This window comes from Leptolyngbya sp. O-77 (assembly GCF_001548395.1).
Classification (GTDB): Bacteria; Cyanobacteriota; Cyanobacteriia; order Elainellales; family Elainellaceae; genus Thermoleptolyngbya.
On sequence record NZ_AP017367.1, the window covers coordinates 5,165,513 to 5,183,099 of the forward strand.

The window sequence follows — 17,587 nt, forward strand, 5'->3', positions numbered from 1 at the left end:
GTGGCCACCTGCGACCTGCCTACGCTGCGCCAGTCGGTGCTGGATTTATTTTGCGAGGCGGCGTACAAGGAAGGCGAGTTTACCCTGTCCTCTGGGCAGACGAGCCGCTACTACATCAATGGCAAGCTGGTGACGCTGCATCCGTGGGGTGGGTTGGCCTGTGGACGGCTGCTGCTGGCCCAGGTTCCGGCGGCGGCGGTGGCGGTGGCGGGGCTGACGCTGGGGGCCGATCCGCTGGTGACGGCGACGAGCGTGGTGGGGGCCTATGAGGGGCGATCGCTCGCCGCGCTGATCGTCCGCAAAGAGGCGAAGGGCCACGGCACCCAGGCTTATATTGAAGGGCCGGTTTTGCCGTCGGGTAGCCCGGTAGTGGTGCTAGAAGACGTGGTGACCACAGGACAATCGGCGCTCAAAGCGGTCGATCGTCTGCGCGATGCCGGGTATGCGGTGAACCATATTATTTCCCTAGTCGATCGCCATCAGGGCGCAGCAGACTTGTATTACCAAGAGGGGCTGGGCTTTCAGGCGATTTTTTCGATTACCGAGATCCAGTCTCGCTGGGCAGCGCTGCAACGAGCGGGTGAGGGATAAAGAAAATGCTGGCAGCCGTCCTCTATGGTCAGGAAGACCTGCGCCTGGAGCAGCAAGCCCCACCCGCGCCGGGGCCAGGAGAGGTGCTGCTGCGGGTGACGGCGGCAACGACCTGCGGCACGGATCTCAAGGTGTGGCGGCGGGGTGGCCATGCCAAGATGCTGAGGCCGCCGACTCGCTTTGGGCACGAGGGCGCTGGGCATATCGCGGCGCTGGGCGACGGGGTGACGGGCTGGCGGGTGGGCGATCGCGTCGTGGCAAACAACTCTGCGCCCTGCATGGGCTGCTTTTTTTGCCAAAAGCAGGAATATTCGCTCTGCACTAATCTGGTGTTTAACAACGGCACGTTTGCAGAGTTTTTGACCATTCCCGCGCCCATTGTGCAGCACAATCTCTTGCCAATTCCTGAAGGCATGTCCGATGCGATCGCCGCGATGACAGAACCCCTGGCTTGCGTGCTGCACGGGCTGTCCCGCTCGAATATCCAGCCGGGCGATCGCGTCGTAATCCTGGGCGACGGGGCGATTGGGCTGATGTTTGTGGCAGCGCTGTCGCTGGGCTATGGCGTTGGGGGGGAGAGGGGGGAGAGGCGGAAAGAACGAAAAACGAAGAACGAAAAACGGAACCTCTTCGTTCTTCGTTCTTCTCTCTTCCCTCACGCCAACACGCCAACACTCCTTGCGAAATCTTCCTCTTCGGCGGTAGCCCCACACGGCTCCAGGTCGGCGAGGCGTTTGGGGCATCGCAGGGGTTCAACCATCGCCTGGTGGCGGATGTGCCTGGGCTGGTGAAGTTGCTGACAGAGGGCTGGGGCGCGGATGTGGTCATCGAAGCGACGGGAGTGCCCAGCGTGTGGGAACAGGCGATCGCCTGTGTGCGCCCAGGGGGAACCGTGAATCTGTTTGGCGGCTGCCCACGGGACACCACGATTACCGTCAGCACTGAGCAACTGCACTACAGCGAACTGACGCTGAAGGGAGTCTTTCACAGCACGCCGCGCCACGTTCGCGATGCGCTGGCGATGCTGGCGGCGGGCGATCGCCCCTTTGAAAAGCTGATCAGCGACGAGCGGCCGCTGAAGGACTTGCAACAGACTTTTTACGATATGCGCGATCGCACTGTGATCAAAGTCGCTATGCGCCCCTAACGCCTGGGAAATCGCGTGAAAATGCGGACGGATCTCTCCTTCACCCGGCATACCCTAATGCTTAGAGAGCGGAACCAGGAACCTCAGGGATGAGGAGCGGGAGGCGACTCTATCGATTCTCGATTTTGGATTTGCGATTTTGGGTTGCTCGTCAAGCGTCTGCAAGGCTTCCAGCAATCTCATTCGTAACTCCGCTTAAGAGAACTGATGTTACGCCACTTCAGCCTGATCCAGGCTAAATCCAAAATCCAAAACCCAAAATTCCAAACCCCCTCCGGAACATAGCCCTACAGGACTGAAGCATCAATTAGAACTAGCCTGTCTGACCTGCGAAACTTCACCCACTTGTACCAGGTATAAACCTCCCCCTCAGCGCTACACTTAGCAATGAGATTCACCAGAGCTAGCTTTCAATTCGCTTCACTCTGTCTAGGAACTTAACTGACCTCAACCGAGACGGCTTTATTCATCCCCCCGTCTCCAGGAGATAAGCCAATGAGCGATTTTGTTCTCGATGCACCCGCCGCAAACCGCAACACCTATTTTGTGGCGTACTACGGCAGTCAATATCAAAAGCAGACTGCGGTTCTCCATGTTCAGCACAACTTTGATGATTCGATTCAAAAGCTGCACCTGCTGATTCGCAAGCGAATTAACGAGGTTCTCGGAGAAGAGACCCCCGCTTGCTATCACATCCTGGCGCTGGCAGCTCCCGAAACGATTCCTGTTTAATGCTTCTGTCTAATTTAGTTGCTAATTTAGTTGTCTAATTTAGAAGGCTCATCCAGAAGCGGCTGACCATGAGCGGTGTGGAGTTCGTCCATCATCGTTGGATACAGATCAAGCAATAAAAAGATCAAGCAATAAAAAGACTAGTGCAGTGTCACGGTTTAGTTTTAGGGTGATGCCTCGGCTCGTAGTCAGCGCTTCAGCGCTAAAGCGCTGACTACCAACCTAAGTTCTAGCTGTGACATAGCACTAGGTTAGGGATTCCCTCGCCTAGTCTTTTTGAGTTTCTAGCCTGGATTTTTAGGGAGCCAAGGCGTTGCCGCGCAGGAGACTGCCGATGGTTTTGGCGGTAATCTTAAGCTGCGTCAGTGGGTTGGCGGGCACGACTGTCTTGTACAAGTAGCTGTCGAAGGTCAGCTTTTGCACGTCGATGTCAGCACACATTTCCACAAAGGCTTCGCGGGTCGCATCGGAGCGATAAAACACGCGCTGAAGCAAATCCAACACCAGGTACGTTGCACCGTAGGCTTTGTCCCAGCGCTTGATGTAAACCTTGAGGTCATCTTCCGTGGGAATGCGCTGACCCTTGTTAGACAGTTCCACAATCGTTTCGGCGCACATGCGGCCCGACTTGGCCGCAAAGTAGATGCCTTCGCCGGAGGACTTGGTGACATAGCCAGCAGCATCGCCCACCAGCGCCACACGGCCCACCACCCGGCGGGGGCGGGGATGTTCGGGAATGGGGTGCGCTTCGACTTTGATGATTTCGCCGCCTTCTAGCTTGGCTGCGGCGCGTTGGCGAATGCCCGCTTGCAAATCTTTGATGCGGGACTTGTTCACCTTCATCGTGCCCGTGCCAACGGCAACGTGGTCGTATTTCGGGAAGACCCAGGCGTAGAAGTCAGGCGACACGTCATCGCCGACATACATTTCGGCTAGCTCGTGGTAATACGCCATTTTGTCTTGGGGCAGGCGAATACGCTCCTGGAAGGCGATCGCATAGTTATAGTCCCCCGCATCAATGGCTTTGGCAACGCGAGAGTTTGCGCCGTCTGCACCGATCACCAGGTCAACTTGCAGGGTTTGGGCAGTGCCCTCCACGCTGCCGTTGGAGTGGTCGGCGTAGTGGAGGGTGTAGGGGTCGCTGCTGGTTTTCGGCAGATCCAATCCATAGACAGTGCCGTTGATTAGCTTTGCGCCGAGTTTGGCAGCGCGATCGCGCAAAAAGCCATCCAGCACTTCGCGGCGACACATGCCGATATATTCGTCATCCTTGAGTGTGCTGCCGATGTTGACCTCGATATTGGAGGGCGAGATCATTTTCATCTTGCGGACGCGGCGATCGATAATTTCTGGCGGCAGGTCAAATTCGCCTACCATGCAGAGCGGAATCGCCCCCCCGCAGGGTTTTGCGTTGTCTAACTTGCGTTCAATGAGATAAGTTTCGATACCTGCTTTTGCTAGGGTCTCGGCAGCGGAAGAACCTGCCGGCCCGGAACCAACGACAGCAACCCGTAGAGCCAAAGGTCGTCTCCCAAACTTTCATATAAAGCGTACGAATGGCATCGTAGCATGAGCGGAGAGCCTGATTCAGCAAGGGTTTTGGGGATATGGCGAAATTGAAACAGACTGTAACTTATCGTTACGAGAATTAAGCCACAGCAGGATTTCTCTGCATCCCTCACCCTTTGCTCAGCAAGGCTTTCAGAGATTTCCCCAAAAGTATTGAAAATTGTCAATGGCGATCTCCAGTTTTCCTGCAACTTACTGGAACGGGCTAGCTGGGCGATCGCAGTTTTAGATGCTTGGGCGGATTCTGTGGCGAGTCGTTTGGCAAGTCCTTGGGTAAGTTGTCTGCTTGGAGCAAGTCTGACGGCACTTGCTTGGTCAGCCATACTAGAAAGTTGCCCAACGTGCCCTCTAGCAGTTCCTCCAAATCCCCTTCCAGAAACACCTCGAAGGCTTGTTGGACATCTTCATAGAGCGACAGTTCCCAATCAAACCAGCACACCTGCGTCCAGTGCAAATCCGCTTCTAGGCGATCGCCCGGCAGCAGTTTCCCAAAGGGTAGTCCCGAATATTGCTCCAACTGCTGAGCCGCAAAGTTAACGACCGCTTCTGCAACGCCCAGCGATTTGCCGTAGGTGTGAAACCATTCCTGGGGGCTGAGGCATGGCCGCCGCTGGAGCGATCGCACCACCCGCCGCCGCATTGCCAGATCAGGACGCAGGGCTGTGTAGCTACGCAAGCTATAGAACCAGTTTCGGAGCCGATGCCACATAGACGCAGGAGATGGGTAAAAACCCAGAGGGCACTTTCCACAAAGTATTCCCATTTGACGGGGAATCTCTCAGAAGGGGCCTGATCCCCAAGGCAGAGATTGCCACCCCAAAACCCGCGCCAGTCTCTTACTTCGTCCTATTACTCCGTCTACTCCGTCGCGTTCAGATCAAAAATCACATCCTGTTCCAGATCAAAAATGTGGTCGTAGTCAAAAATGAGTGAATTCGGGTGGCGCATCAGCGAAAAGCCAAAGTTCGAGACGACATCAGTCGTAAACGTCGCCATCACCAGTTCAACCAGCCGCTTTTCGGGAATTTCTGGTTCCTGTACAAAGTAATTTCGCCGTGCAAAAAATACGCCCTCATCCTTGGGCACGACGATACTATTGACCCGATGGGCGTATTGAATCGGCTTAATATAAGTGGCAATAAATTCGTCCTGGTTGCGCTGGAGGCGATACAGCTTTTCATGCTGATACCAGCTCATGCGAAACATCATCTTTAGCAGCTCAAAGCCCAGCACATAGCTGAACACGTTGTTACGCTCCTCCGTGCTGAACACCAGCCGCAGCGCCGATTCCAGGTATAAATCTGGCTGTCGCCGCGCATCCTGGGCGGAATGTACATAAAACTGACGAATGTAGCGCCGCAGCATTCCTGCATCTAGCTCGGTGGCGATGCGAAATTCTTTGAGATAATCCCGCACGCGCTGCTCGGTTTCTTTGTCCTCCAGCTTGCGCGACACCAGCCCATCGGCGGTGTAGTCATCGAGAAACTCTGCCTGCACCTCTGGCGACGCTGCACACATTAAATGACATAGTGACAGCACATAGCGTCGCTGATGCCAGGGCAGGCTTTCTACCCAAATCTTTGCCTCAGGCGGCAGCTTGTTGAGAATGCTCCCGGCTGTGCCGTCTCGATAAAAACCGTTGCGTCGGGGAGGTCGGGGTTTTGCCATAGAAGGGCAAACGGTCTAGCGCCAATAAAGAGCCGTCGAGGGTTGATGAATTGCGATATTTCTATAATTTAACGTTTACTGCCGGATGCCTACCCAGTTTAATGGCTACCCAGTTGGCCTGCAATGACTCTGTTAAAAGGGCGATCGCCCTTCATCCAACTCTTCATCCACCCGTTCTATCCAACCCCCACTCGCGTTCCCATTAGCCCACCCGCTCCAAGTATTTACGGATATCGAACAAAAAGCATGAACTTTTATCTCGATTTCCCAGTCACTCCGTGTAAGGCCGCTTCATCTTTTCCATTCGTTTAGACAAATTAGAACTTACGCAGTTGGACGATTTCTTGCGGGCCAGCCCGTGAAAAATCGTCCAAAACCCAGAAAACCTATCGCAAGTGCGTAAGTCCTGATTTTTTTGGGTTTGGTTTGGGGCGGGAGGGGATTGGCAGACCGCTTATGCATGCCTAAGCCGCTGTGTCTTGCCAGCCCGATCTCAGATAAAGACACTTGTGCCTTTTCTGGAAAAAGCTAAGCGACCCGGCTGCTACAAAGCTCTACAAATCCACAGACTTGACCACAGGCAGCATCACCCGCGACGGCGCGTCCGTTGTGCCAGAATACACCGACACCGTAATCACCCGCGCATCGATCAGTTGGCTGTCGGCAGGGAGCGTGCCGCCGCCCGCATTCACCGGATAGGCAGGCGAACTGGCACCGCTGAGGCTGAGCCGCAGGGCACTGCCCTTAGGAAGCTGGATGCAGGTGGGCTGGAGGGCGATCGTGTAGCGTGGCGCAGGCTGGGCGGGATAGTGCGTGCCAATTCGCAGATAGCCCTGGGTGAATTGCAGCACCGTGCCGTTGGGCTTCACTTCCGATAGCGCTGCGCTCAGGTCAAAGCTAAAGGTGTCGGCGTTGCAGCACACGTCCACCAAAATTTCTCCAGCGATCAGCAGGTCATCGGCAAGCGGTTCGCTGGTGTAGGTGACGACATCCGTGCGGCTGTCCAGCGCCGCCCGATCGACTGGGCCCGGCGGCACAGTGGCATGGCCGCCCAGCGCGGGCACGGGTCGCCACGGGTCGTGAACAAAGCTGTCGGGCACTGCGGCTCCCCCGTCAACATCCACCGCCGACGCACCCATTTGGGGAGTCAGCGTGCCGTGGCCGTCGCCCATCGCCGCCAGACCGTCGCTGGCCAGCCAGAGCGGCGTTTTGGGCGGATTGGGAAACGCACCGAGCGATCGCCACTGGTTGCTGCCCAAATCAAACAAATGCACCGGCGACTCGTACATTAGCTCAGAATCAATGCCCTTGAGAAACTGGTCAAACCAGCGGATCTGCACCTGGTCAATCGGTGAACTGGCCGCCGGGCCATAGTCCACGCTGCCGACGCGCCGCCCCCAGGGCAGGTGCGCCCAGGGCCCCACCCAAAGGTGCTGGAGATAGCTGCTGCGGGCCGCCATCGAGCGATAGAGCCGCAGCGTGCCCCGCAGGTGCGTATCAAACCAGCCGCCGATGTGCAGCATGGGCAGATCTACTTCACCCCAATAGGTCTTGGGCGAGAGCCGTCGCCAATAGTCGGCCGTGGGGTCAGGGTTGCTCAGCCAGTCGTGATAGAAAGAGTCGGGCGCGAGGCGTTCCAGTAGTTCCGAGCGGGGGCAGACCGGATCGACCTTAAACGGCGCATGGGCAACTGCATACAGCGCTTCGTAAGCCTCTGGATCGCCCTGGCGGCGGGCGGTTTCGCTGGCCAGTTGCAGCGCCCAACTGAGATTGTTCTGATAGCAAAAGGCTCCGCCTTCGTAGGCCCAGTCGGCGTAGAGGTCAAAGGCGACCATGCTGGGGCAGATGGTTCGCAGGGCAGCAGGTTGGGCGATCGCCGCGTAGAGCTGGGTCATGCCCTGATAGGAAAAGCCATACATCCCCACCTGTCCCGTGCTACCCGGAAGCTGGGAGGCCCATTCCACCGTGTCGGCTCCGTCCTCGATCTCGTGGGCAAACAGACTAAACTCGCCCTCCGAAGTGCCCCGCCCGCGCACGTCCTGAATCACCACGATGTAGCCGTGGGCGGCATACCAGGCGGGATGAGCATAGACCACCGTAGAGGCGATCGCCCGTCCGTAGGGCTGGCGCATCAGCAGCACTGGGAACGGCCCCTCTGCATCGGGATAATAGACATCCGCATCCAGCCGCACCCGATCGCGGGTGTACATCGACGCGGTTTTCTTAGGCAGCACAGGCAGCATGGCGAAATCGCGGGGAGAAGGGGGCACTATAAGCAGGGAGTGATCGGAGGACAACATCAGGAACCCTCAATGACTGGACTGGAAGATTTAGCTTCACCTCAAGCTAGCTTCACAAATCGTCAACTGGGGGAAAACGCGGAGCGCCTTACAAAAAGTTTCCAGAATTGTAAGGAATTTTCAGCATCAACAATGAATCTTGTTAGTATCATGAGCGCCGTTGAAAATCCTGCACAAGGACTGGCATAGGTCTGTGCGGGTTTCGCATAGAGAGTTGCAGAGAGTTGCGGAGAGTTGCACAGACCCAGATAGGGACAAGGCGCAACTTGCTAGGTTCACAGGCACTTTCAACGCTATTCATCACTCCTGGCTCATCGCGGTTGGAACCTAAACTGGGGCTGAATCTCGCTCAGCGGCGACCCATCTCTCTAGATCTAGAAGTTTCCAACCCATGTTTCCCTAACGTTGATCCCACTGAGTTTCGGTCACTGAGTTTTGGTCACTGAGTTTTGACCGAATTCCCAATCCGTTCCCAGGCAGGCTCTCAAGCTAACTACGAGTCAATTCAAGGATATTCCTATGAGAAATCGACGATTTCAATATAAGCGGTTGGGGCTGTTGCTGGCACTGTCCACCGGGCTGAGCTGTGTGTCGCTGGGGTTGCCGCTTCAGCGGGCCCTGGCCAACGGCTGGATTCTCTATCAGGAGGGGAATTTGCAACCACTGGTGGGGACGCACACCTTTGCGGGGACAGCAGGGCAAACCGTGGCGATCGCCCTTCGCGTCAATGGCTTCACGGGCGCAGTAACGCTGATTGCCCCCAATGGCGATGAAATCGCCAGCAATGAATACTACGGGCGTTCCGGCGTTCCCACGATTGTAACGACTCTGCCCAGCAGCGGCGCATACAAAATCCTGGCGCGATCGCCCTACGGCCAGGCCGGCACTTACACCGTCAACGTGCGTGTGGCGACCGCCTACGATTTGGCATTTTCGCGGGGCGTTCAGTTGAACCAGCAGGGTGACTATGCTGGGGCGATCGCCGCCTTTAATGAAGCCATTCGGGCCGACCCGCAAAATCCCGATGCCTATGTAGAACTCGGCGACTTGCTCTATGCCGAGGCGATGCGACTCAAGCCGGAGGAAGTTCGCAGCATTGTGTCTGCCTATGAACAAGCCGCCGCTGCCTACGAACGGCAGGGCAACCAGGAAATGGCGCAAATGCTGCGCGAGCAGATCGCCGCGATTCGCTCAGAGGTCAGCCCCGTCACCTCAGAGCCGCTGCCAGAGGGGGGCGTTCGATAGCTTGCCAAAAGGCTCTGTGGTTCGAGATTGTCGGCTGGAATGCCAAGCCCTGAAGTATCCAGATTTCGAGACAACGTAACGTTTCTTCTGCAAAGGCCGCGGCAGCGCGGCTTTTTTTGTGTTTGCGACTCTGCTTTATAGCCCCCTGTAGGGGTGTATCCAGCAGAACTTACCGTTTTGGGCACTTTCTGAGAGTATCGGTAGCAGCTTGGCACCCGCCGGGGTTCTCCGGGCACAATGGCTTGCCTGTTCGCGGTTCGTTGTTCTTGCGCCAGCTTTTTAAGAGGCAGGACACACGCACTGGCAACGAGATTGTCAAGTTTTGGATGATTTCTCGCAGGCCGCGCCTACAAGCAGGCCGCGCCTACAAGAAGTCAGACGACTGCGTAAGTCTAAGAGAGTTTGCTTTAGAAAAGCAGCTTAGCGCCTATCTGTAGAGCCAAACCTATCGGTGATCTTCGATGATGCGACTCCAGCGATTTTTCCCAGCGTTTTGCCTTGCGCTTTGCTCCACAGCCGCGCCGATGTTGCTGTTCAGCCCTGTGGCGATTGCCGCAGAGATCGCTCCGCGAATCGCCCAGACCGCTCCTGCCCAGCCCAGCCTGGTGCTTGCCGAAACCGTCCTGAACCCGACAGCACCCGATGTTGTAGAAGACTTGCTGGCAGAAGACCTGGACGTGCGGATCGACGGTTCGCCCACCATGTTGCCCATCAACCAGGCGCTGAAGAAATATTACGAACAAGAGGTCGCAGGCAGCGAAGTCACCATCGATGCCAGTGGCACGGAAGCAGCGATCGAGAAACTGATCGACGGTGAAATCGACCTGGCGGCGATCGCCCGTCCCCTCACCCGCACCGAAAAAGCGCAGGGGCTAAAGGAAATTCCCATCAGCCTGGAAAAGATCGCCGTCATCGTTGGCAAAAACAATCCGTTTGACGGCGTGCTGACGGTGGATCAGTTCGCCCAGATCTTTCGCGGCGAAATCACCGACTGGTCAGAAGTCGGCGGCGAACCAGGCGCGATCCGCTTCATCGATCGCCCGCTGGATAGCGACACCCGACTGGCGCTGGGCAAATACGGCATTTTGCGCGAGGGCGAGGTAGCGCTGGGCGAAAATGTGGTGCAGCTCGAAAAAGACGACACCGCCGAGGTGATTCGCCTGCTGGGCAAAGACGGCATCAGCTATGCGATCGCCAGCCAGCTTACCAACCAGACCAAAGCCCGCCCGGTGAAAATCGGCGTGCTGCAAGAAACCCTGCCCGAAGACGCGATTTATCCCTACACCGTGCCCCGTGGCTATGCCTATCGCGATGGCAGCGCGGCGATCGCCTCTTTTCTGGGACTGGCGCAGGGCGAAACCGGACAGTCGGCCATTGCCGCCGCCAAGCTAGAAGAGGCAAAGGCGATCGCCACCGGCCGCGTGGTCAAGAAAGTTGCGGAACCCGTGGTCGAAACCGTGGCCCAGGCAGCCGATGATGCCGTCGTGGCAGAGCGACGCGGACTTCCCGGCTGGCTGTGGCTGCTGCTGCCGCTGGCGCTGCTGGCGCTGGCGGCCCGCTGGCTGGGGGGCTGGCTGGCTAAGCGCGGCCCGGCGGTCAAGGATGTGCAGCAGTCGTCGATGGTTCCCCCACCTGCACCCAAGACAGAAACCCAGGTGGAACCTGTAGTTACGGAAACGGTGGAACCTGTGGTTACGGAAACGGTCGCCGTAGAACCCGTCGTTGCGCCGCAGCCCGTGATGGAACCCGTCGTTCCTGCGGAGCCTGTGGTCGCTCCTCGCGTGGTGGACGTGCCTACGCTGTTTATCCAGGCCTCCAAGCTGGTGGAAAGTGGCCGCTATGCCGAAGCGCTGCCCTACCTGGATGAGGTCGTCGAGGCAGAATCCAACGACGCGCAGATCTGGCTGAATCGGGGGCTGGCCCTGGCGGGGTTGGGCCGTCGAGAACCTGCTATCGAAAGCTTTGACCGGGCGATCGCCCTCCAGCCCGACCTCACTGAAGCCTGGATCGGCAAGGGCGAAACCTTGGTGCTGCTGGGTCGTGAGGACGATGCCCGGGCCGCGTTTAATAAAGTCGTGGAACTGCGCCCGACCTTTGTGCGCCCTGGCTATACCCCTGTTCCTATTGTCACGCCAGAGCCAGAGGTAATCGCGCCCGTGCCCACAGAGTCGCCTGCAGTGACGGAACCTGAAATTGTAGAACTAATCAGCACCGAAGAGGTGATTGAGCTGGCAGAGCAGCCCGTTTCCGAAGCGCCTGTGGCCGACTCCTTTGAAGCGCTGAAGGAATCGGTTGAAGAAGCCGTTGCGCCAGTCGTGGAATCGGTTGTGGAACCTGTAGCGGAAACGATTGAGCCGAAGATTGACACAGCAACGGAAACGATAACGGAAACAGTGAGCGAACCTGTTGTGGAACCCATCATGGAACCTGTTGTGGAACCCATCATGGAACCCATCGTGGAACCCGTGATAGAACCCATCGCAGAAGCAGTTCCAGAAACGCCTGTGGAACCAGCGGGTGGAACGCTGAAGCAAGCCTTTTTGGACGCGCTGATGCACTATTGCGGCAAGACCCTCGACACAGCGGAACCTTGGGATAAGTACATGGCGCTGTCCTACGTGGTGCGCGATCGCCTGCTTGCCCTGAGAACACCAGAGACGGATTGGGCCACCCTGGGCGATCGCCTGGTGATTGAGCTTTCGGCAGAATATCTCCCCGGGCCTCACTTAGCCAATAATCTGTTCGCAATGGGCCTGTCGCCCGAAGCGCAGACTTCGCTGGCAGAACTGGGCATTCCCCTGGAGGATTTGATCGCGCTGGAAGAAGAACCTGGTCTGGGCCGCGGCGGGCTGGGTCGGCTGATGATTTGCTACCTCGATTCGCTGGCGACGGCCACCATCCCGGCGATCGGCTATGGCATCCGCTACGAGTTCGGCATTTTCGACCAGGACTTCAGCGACGGCTGGCAGGTCGAAGTGGTGGACGAATGGCTGAAAAACGGCAACCCCTGGGAAATTGAGCGCCCGGAAGCAGCGGTGAACGTGCTGTTTGGCGGCCGCAGCGAAGCCTACATGGATGCCGACGGGCGCTATCGGATGCGCTGGGTGCCCGACGAAGCCATTCGCGCCATTCCCTACGACACGCTGATTCCGGGCTATCGCTCTGGCGCGGCCAGCCTGCTGCGCCTGTGGAAAGCAGAAACTGACGAAAACCTGTCGAAGGTGCTGTATCCCAGCGACATGGAGGAATATGGCAAGGAAGTGCGGCTGCGGCAGCAGTTCTTCTTTGTGTCGGCCTCGCTGCAAGACGCGATTCGCCGGCACCTGGAGGCAGGCGGCAGCATCGACACCTTGCCAGATCGGATCACCATCCAGATCAACGACACTGACCCGATCATCGCCATCCCCGAACTGATGCGCCTGCTGATGGACGGGCACGGGCTGGAGTGGGATCAGGCGTGGAATATTACTGGCAAAACTTTCGCCTACACCAACCACAGCCTGCTGCCAGAGGCGCTGGACTCCAACCACTACTCGCTGCCAACGGTGCAAAAGCTGTTCCCGCGCCACTTCGAGATTTTGCTGGATCTCAACAGCCGATTTTTGGGCACGGTGCGCGAGCAGTGTCCCGGCGACGAAGGCAAGGTGATCCGCCTGTCACTGGTAGATGAGGCGGGCGAAAAGCACTTCCGCCTGGTGAATCTGGCACTGCTCAGTAGCTATGCGGTCAACGGCGTATCGGTGCAGCACACCGACCTGCTGAAGCAAAAGTTCGCCGATTTCACTGAGCTAGCGCCGCAGAAATTTAGCAACCAGACCAATGGCGTATCGCCGCGCCGCTTTATCGCGCTGAGCAATCCGCCCCTGACTAATCTAATCACCCAAACGCTGAGCAACGGCTGGCTGACCCATCTGGAGACACTGAAGGAGCTGGAAAGCCGCGCCGATGATGCCGAGTTTCGGGCGCTGTGGCGACAGGCAAAGCTAGCAGCGAAACATGCTCTAGTGGCGTTGATCCAGCAGCAGTGGGGCCTGTCGGTGAATCCGATGAGCCTGTTTGACCTGCAAGCGAACGAAATCCACGAGCATAAGCGCCAGCATCTTAACCTGCTGCATGTGGTGACGCTCTACAACCGGATCAAGGCGAATCCGGATGCTGCCTTCACGCCGCGTACCGTGCTGTTTGCAGGCAAAGCCGCGCCAGACTACGCCACGGCCAAGCTGATGATTAAGTTAATCAACGCGGTGGCGGAAACGGTGAGTGCAGATGCCGAAGTGGGCGATCGCCTCAAGGTAGTTTTCATCAAAGACTTCACCATCAAAAATAGCCAGGTGATTTTCCCGGCGGCCGATGTGGCGGAGTACATCGCCACAGCGGGCACCGAAGCCTCTGCCACGGGCAATCTGATCGCCGCCCTCAACGGTGGCCTGCTATTGGGCACGCTGGACGGCTCCAACCTGGAACTGGCAGATGCCGTCGGTGCAGAAAACAGCTTCCTGTTTGGACGCACGGCGGCGGAGTCTCTGCCGCTTTATGAAGGTGACCACAACCGCTATCACCTGTACGAGTCGCTGCCCGAACTGAAGCAGGCCATCGACCAAATTGCGTCGGGAGCATTCTCCTATGGCGACGGCGGCCTGTTCCGCCCGCTGCTGGATCGGCTACTCTACGGCGATCCCTACGGTGTGCTGGCAGACTACGCCGCCTACGTGGCCGCCCAAGATCGAGTCGCCACAGCCTACGGTGATGTTGAGGGCTGGACGCGCAAATCCATCCTGACAGCGGCGCGGGCGGGCTACTTTTCGAGCGATCGCGCGATTTACGGCTACAGCCAGTCCATCTGGAAAATTGCCACCAGCCCACTGCAAGCCTCGATCTCGATTCCTGGCTAGTCTCCTACTAGCAGGGGTTCAGGTTTGATGGTCGGGGTGTGAAACAAACGCAAGAGACGCTGCGTGAACTGGAAGGTTTTACCCGATTTACGCAGCGTCTATGAACTTTACACTCAGTTCATAAGCCCGTATAATCCACGCTTGAAAAAGGAAAAGTTATCGTCTTGATTTCATCACTTTTCGATGGTTTCAAGTAAAGCTGCCAGTTGGCATTTTTGAATGAATTCAAGTTGTTTCTGTTTTAGTACAAGAGGTTAGCAATGGTGGGTACTGTCGTCGCCGAACTGGATGTTCACAGTCAGCGGAACTGCTATTTTTTCACGCCTGAGCAAATGGAGAAGCTGCAAAAGGAAGTTGCGGTTTCCACCGTGTTAGAGCCGGGTGTTTACACGCTGAAAATCAAGAGTGGAACCTTTAGCTATCGCGGGCTGAGTGGACACTCTGGTGAGCCTCTGGTGCTGCTGTGGATTTATGGCGGACCATTCACCAATCGAGACACAGGGGTTTCTGTAGGCGCAACCTGGGTCTCGCTAAACGGCTACGAAGATGCTGTGACGCTAGAGGTCAAGGGGCAGACTACCGTGTCTGCTTTCTTTTTTGACACCTATCTGGAGGACAACAGTGGTGAACTTTTTTTAACCGTCGCCAAGCACTAGTTTTCTGAGTTTTCTAAGTGCTGTCCTGTCCACTGAGCAGTTTTCTGAGCGTTGATTCCGGGTTGATTCGCTGAGCGAAGTTGTAGCGAAAAGTACGATCCGTACCTTGGTAAGAGGGCACGCAGTTTCAACGGCTGTTTTCTTCTAAAGTTTCCTGCATTTCCTAACAGTTTCTCAATATTTGCTCCATTTACTTCGGTTGATTAACCATGCGTTTAAAATCTTCTGTCCTTCGACTGTCGGCTACAGTGCTGACGCTAGCCGCCGCCACAGATGCGATCGCCGCATCGCTAAATCGCCGCCCCACGCTGATTTCCCAGGTGATTGCCCAGGCTCCTCGCTTTACCCTGCCCGACTCCCTGCCCGCAGATACCGTCGTGCGAGTCGATGGCTCCAGCAGTATGCGGGTGCCCAATGAGGGGCTGAAGGGTCGCTTTGAGGGCAAATACAGCGGCTCTAGAGTAGAACTGGCCGAAAGCGGCAGTATCCCCGCGCTAGAGGCGCTCGACGCGGGCAATATTGACATCGCGGCCATCGGCCGTCCCCTCACCGAAGCCGACCGGGCCAAGGGCTTCCGAGAAGAAAAGCTAGAGCGCGAAAAGATTGCCATTATCGTCGGCCCCAACAGCGCCTTTGACGGCGACCTCACCTTTGAGCAATTCGCTCGGATGTTCAAGGGCGAAATCACCAATTGGTCAGAAGTCGGCGGTCCGAACCTGCCAATTAAGTTTGTCGATCGTCCGGACTCCAGCGACACTCGCCTTGCTCTAAGTACCTACGATGTCTTTAAGGAGGTGTTTGCAGGTGCGCCGATTGCAGTCGGGGCGAACGGTGTGCAAGTTGCAGAAGACACCACCGAAGCAGTAACGGCGGAACTGGGCGAAAACGGCATCAGCTATGCGATCGCCGATCAGGCCATTGGCAACAGCGCCGTCAAGATTGTGCCCATGCACAAAACCCTGCCGGACGACCCCCGCTATCCCTACTCCCAGCCCCGCGCCTACGTTTATAAGGATTTGAACCCCGGCAGTGAGGCCTTGCTTGGGTTTGCTACCACCGCACCGGGTCAGGAAGTGTTTGCAGCAGCCAGTCCTGCGGCATCGCCTTCGCCCAGCCCGGTCGCTGAATCGCCGTCCCCCACACCGACTCCGACTCCCACGGAAATTGTTGCGGCTGCTCCAGCGGAAACTGCTCCAGCACGGGGCGGCTTCCCCTGGTGGCTGTTGCCGCTGCTAGCAGCCGCGGGCGGCTTGCTGTGGTGGCTGACTCGTCCCAAAGCTGCGCCTGCGCCCGTAGTGGCCGCGCCGCCCGTGCCCCTGCCGCCCCCGGTGCGCCCCAGCAGCCGCGTAGTGCTAACGCCTTACAACTGTCGAGATGCCTACGCCTATTGGGAACTGACGGACGATCAGAAGGCCGACCTGAAGCGTCGGGGCGGCCGCGACCTGAAGCTGAAACTGCTGGACGTGACGGACATCGACCTGAGCCGTCAAGAGCCGCACAGCGTCCAGATGTTCGACGTGGCAGACACCGACCAGGATCGCCACCTGCCCATTGCCGTGGACGACCGCGATTATCTGGTGGAAGTGGGCTATACCACCGCCGATGGCACCTGGCTTCCCGCAGTACGCTCTGAGCATGTGCGCGTCCCCGCTTGCCCGGTAGAAGCAGCTGATATTGCGCCTGTGGCGGCGATGCCCGAAACCCGCGAAGTTATCCAGGCAACTCGTGTCCCCGGTGCAGCAGTGCTCGGGGGCGCGGCGGCCGCAGGGGCAGCGCTGGTGGGGCTGGCAGGCAGGGACAAGACTGGCCGCATCGTGCTAACCCCCCGCGATTCCAAAACCGCCTACGCCTATTGGGAAGTGCCTGATGAGCAAAAGGCAGACCTGAAAGCGAAGGGGGGGCGCGACTTTAAGCTGAAGCTATATGACGTGACCAACATTGACCTGGACAAACAATCGGCCCACGATGTCAAAACCTATGACGTGTCGGAGCTAGACCAGGATTATCATGTGCCTATTAGCACGCCCGATCGCGACTATCTGGCCGAAGTCGGCTACACCACTGCCGATGGCACTTGGCTCCCTGCTGCTCGGTCGGAGCATGTGCGCGTTCCTTCGGTGTTTGCCGATGGGGTTCCAGCCGCAGGCGCGGTGCTGGGGGGCGTAGCGGCGGGTGGTGCGGCGATCGCCAGTTTAACCCAGCCGACCTACACCTCCGTCGCCGACCTGAAGGTAGACAGCAAGGCAAACTGCCTCCTGCTGAGCGATCCCGAAATCAGCCGCATTCAGAACGACATCGCGGTCAAGGCAGATCTAGAACCCGGCAAGTATGCTATCCGCATCACGGAAGGAGCCTTTGACTACAAAGCCGAAGCCGGCCATCCGGGCGAACCGTGGGTCATCCTGTGGATCTACAACGGCAAGGTGATCAACCAGAAGACGGGCGTTCCTGTCGGCGCAACCTGGTCTACGCTGAACGGCTACGACGACGTGCTGCACCTGGAAGTGCTGGAACCGGCCAAGCTAGATGCCTTCTTTGTGGATACTCACTTGGAGGACAACGAAGGCGTTGTCAAAGTGGTGGTGACCAAGGAATAGCGCGGGTTCGCATTTCATTCACCTGTTTTTAGCCTGTTTTTAGAGCGATCTCATAAGCGGCATGGAACAAGTCGAGTGTTTCCGTGCCGCTTACGTTTTTGACCTCGTTGCCATGAGATATCAGGAGGCCTTGATTCCCAATCTAAAATCCAAAATCTAAAATCCGAAATCCAAAATCCCCAAAACCCAC

13 protein-coding genes are annotated in these 17,587 nt (G+C 57.4%); 9 read left to right on the forward strand and 4 right to left on the reverse strand.

Going from position 1 to position 17,587, the window contains the following annotated elements:
• The 4 genes from pyrE to O77CONTIG1_RS21845 all read left to right on the forward strand — a co-directional run bounded on the left by pyrE (position 1) and on the right by O77CONTIG1_RS21845 (position 2,470).
• Positions 1-591 carry an orotate phosphoribosyltransferase gene (gene pyrE / locus O77CONTIG1_RS21835; protein ID WP_317134160.1) on the forward strand — a complete coding sequence of 197 codons (591 nt, stop codon included), beginning with the start codon at positions 1-3 and terminating at the stop codon, positions 589-591.
• A 5-nt stretch (positions 592-596) separates the two neighbouring features.
• Positions 597-1,382, forward strand: coding sequence for a zinc-dependent alcohol dehydrogenase (locus O77CONTIG1_RS21840; RefSeq protein ID WP_084782908.1), 786 nt, complete (start codon positions 597-599; stop codon positions 1,380-1,382).
• The gene (locus O77CONTIG1_RS28245) at positions 1,277-1,738 is read left to right on the forward strand and encodes a zinc-binding dehydrogenase (protein WP_084783082.1); all 462 of its coding nucleotides are present in this window, start codon (positions 1,277-1,279) and stop codon (positions 1,736-1,738) included. The genes O77CONTIG1_RS21840 and O77CONTIG1_RS28245 overlap by 106 nt, the downstream gene beginning before the upstream one ends.
• A gap of 495 nt (positions 1,739-2,233) precedes the next feature.
• Entirely contained in the window at positions 2,234-2,470 is a 237-nt protein-coding gene (locus O77CONTIG1_RS21845; RefSeq protein ID WP_068515125.1) for a hypothetical protein, read from the forward strand.
• A 297-nt stretch (positions 2,471-2,767) separates the two neighbouring features.
• Here the strand turns inward: O77CONTIG1_RS21845 and chlP are convergent, their stop codons facing one another.
• From chlP to O77CONTIG1_RS21865, 4 genes are all read right to left on the reverse strand, one after another.
• The gene (chlP, locus tag O77CONTIG1_RS21850) at positions 2,768-3,991 is read right to left on the reverse strand and encodes a geranylgeranyl reductase (protein ID WP_068515126.1); all 1,224 of its coding nucleotides are present in this window, start codon (positions 3,989-3,991) and stop codon (positions 2,768-2,770) included.
• Between the two features lie 253 nt (positions 3,992-4,244).
• Positions 4,245-4,748, reverse strand: coding sequence for a hypothetical protein (locus O77CONTIG1_RS21855; protein ID WP_068515127.1), 504 nt, complete (start codon positions 4,746-4,748; stop codon positions 4,245-4,247).
• Positions 4,749-4,897: 149 nt separating this feature from the next.
• The gene (locus O77CONTIG1_RS21860; RefSeq protein WP_068515130.1) at positions 4,898-5,707 is read right to left on the reverse strand and encodes a cobyrinic acid a,c-diamide synthase; all 810 of its coding nucleotides are present in this window, start codon (positions 5,705-5,707) and stop codon (positions 4,898-4,900) included.
• Between the two features lie 554 nt (positions 5,708-6,261).
• Positions 6,262-7,977: a CocE/NonD family hydrolase gene (locus O77CONTIG1_RS21865; protein ID WP_317134161.1), complete on the reverse strand. Its 1,716-nt coding sequence runs from the start codon at positions 7,975-7,977 to the stop codon at positions 6,262-6,264.
• A gap of 42 nt (positions 7,978-8,019) precedes the next feature.
• On the opposite strand from O77CONTIG1_RS21865, the gene O77CONTIG1_RS25035 reads away from it, so the two are divergent.
• The 5 genes from O77CONTIG1_RS25035 (at position 8,020) to O77CONTIG1_RS21885 (ending at position 17,397) form a co-directional block, all read left to right on the forward strand.
• The gene (locus O77CONTIG1_RS25035; protein WP_156435583.1) at positions 8,020-8,196 is read left to right on the forward strand and encodes a hypothetical protein; all 177 of its coding nucleotides are present in this window, start codon (positions 8,020-8,022) and stop codon (positions 8,194-8,196) included.
• A 330-nt stretch (positions 8,197-8,526) separates the two neighbouring features.
• Positions 8,527-9,252 carry a tetratricopeptide repeat protein gene (locus O77CONTIG1_RS21870; RefSeq protein ID WP_068515135.1) on the forward strand — a complete coding sequence of 242 codons (726 nt, stop codon included), beginning with the start codon at positions 8,527-8,529 and terminating at the stop codon, positions 9,250-9,252.
• A 461-nt stretch (positions 9,253-9,713) separates the two neighbouring features.
• Positions 9,714-14,144, forward strand: a complete 4,431-nt coding sequence (glgP, locus tag O77CONTIG1_RS23980; protein ID WP_084782909.1) for a glycogen/starch/alpha-glucan family phosphorylase — start codon at positions 9,714-9,716, stop codon at positions 14,142-14,144.
• A 260-nt stretch (positions 14,145-14,404) separates the two neighbouring features.
• A complete protein-coding gene (locus tag O77CONTIG1_RS21880; protein ID WP_068515140.1) occupies positions 14,405-14,800 on the forward strand; it encodes a hypothetical protein in 396 nt (131 codons plus the stop codon).
• Positions 14,801-15,009: 209 nt separating this feature from the next.
• Positions 15,010-17,397: a DUF4912 domain-containing protein gene (locus tag O77CONTIG1_RS21885; RefSeq protein WP_084782910.1), complete on the forward strand. Its 2,388-nt coding sequence runs from the start codon at positions 15,010-15,012 to the stop codon at positions 17,395-17,397.
• Positions 17,398-17,587 lie beyond the last annotated feature (190 nt).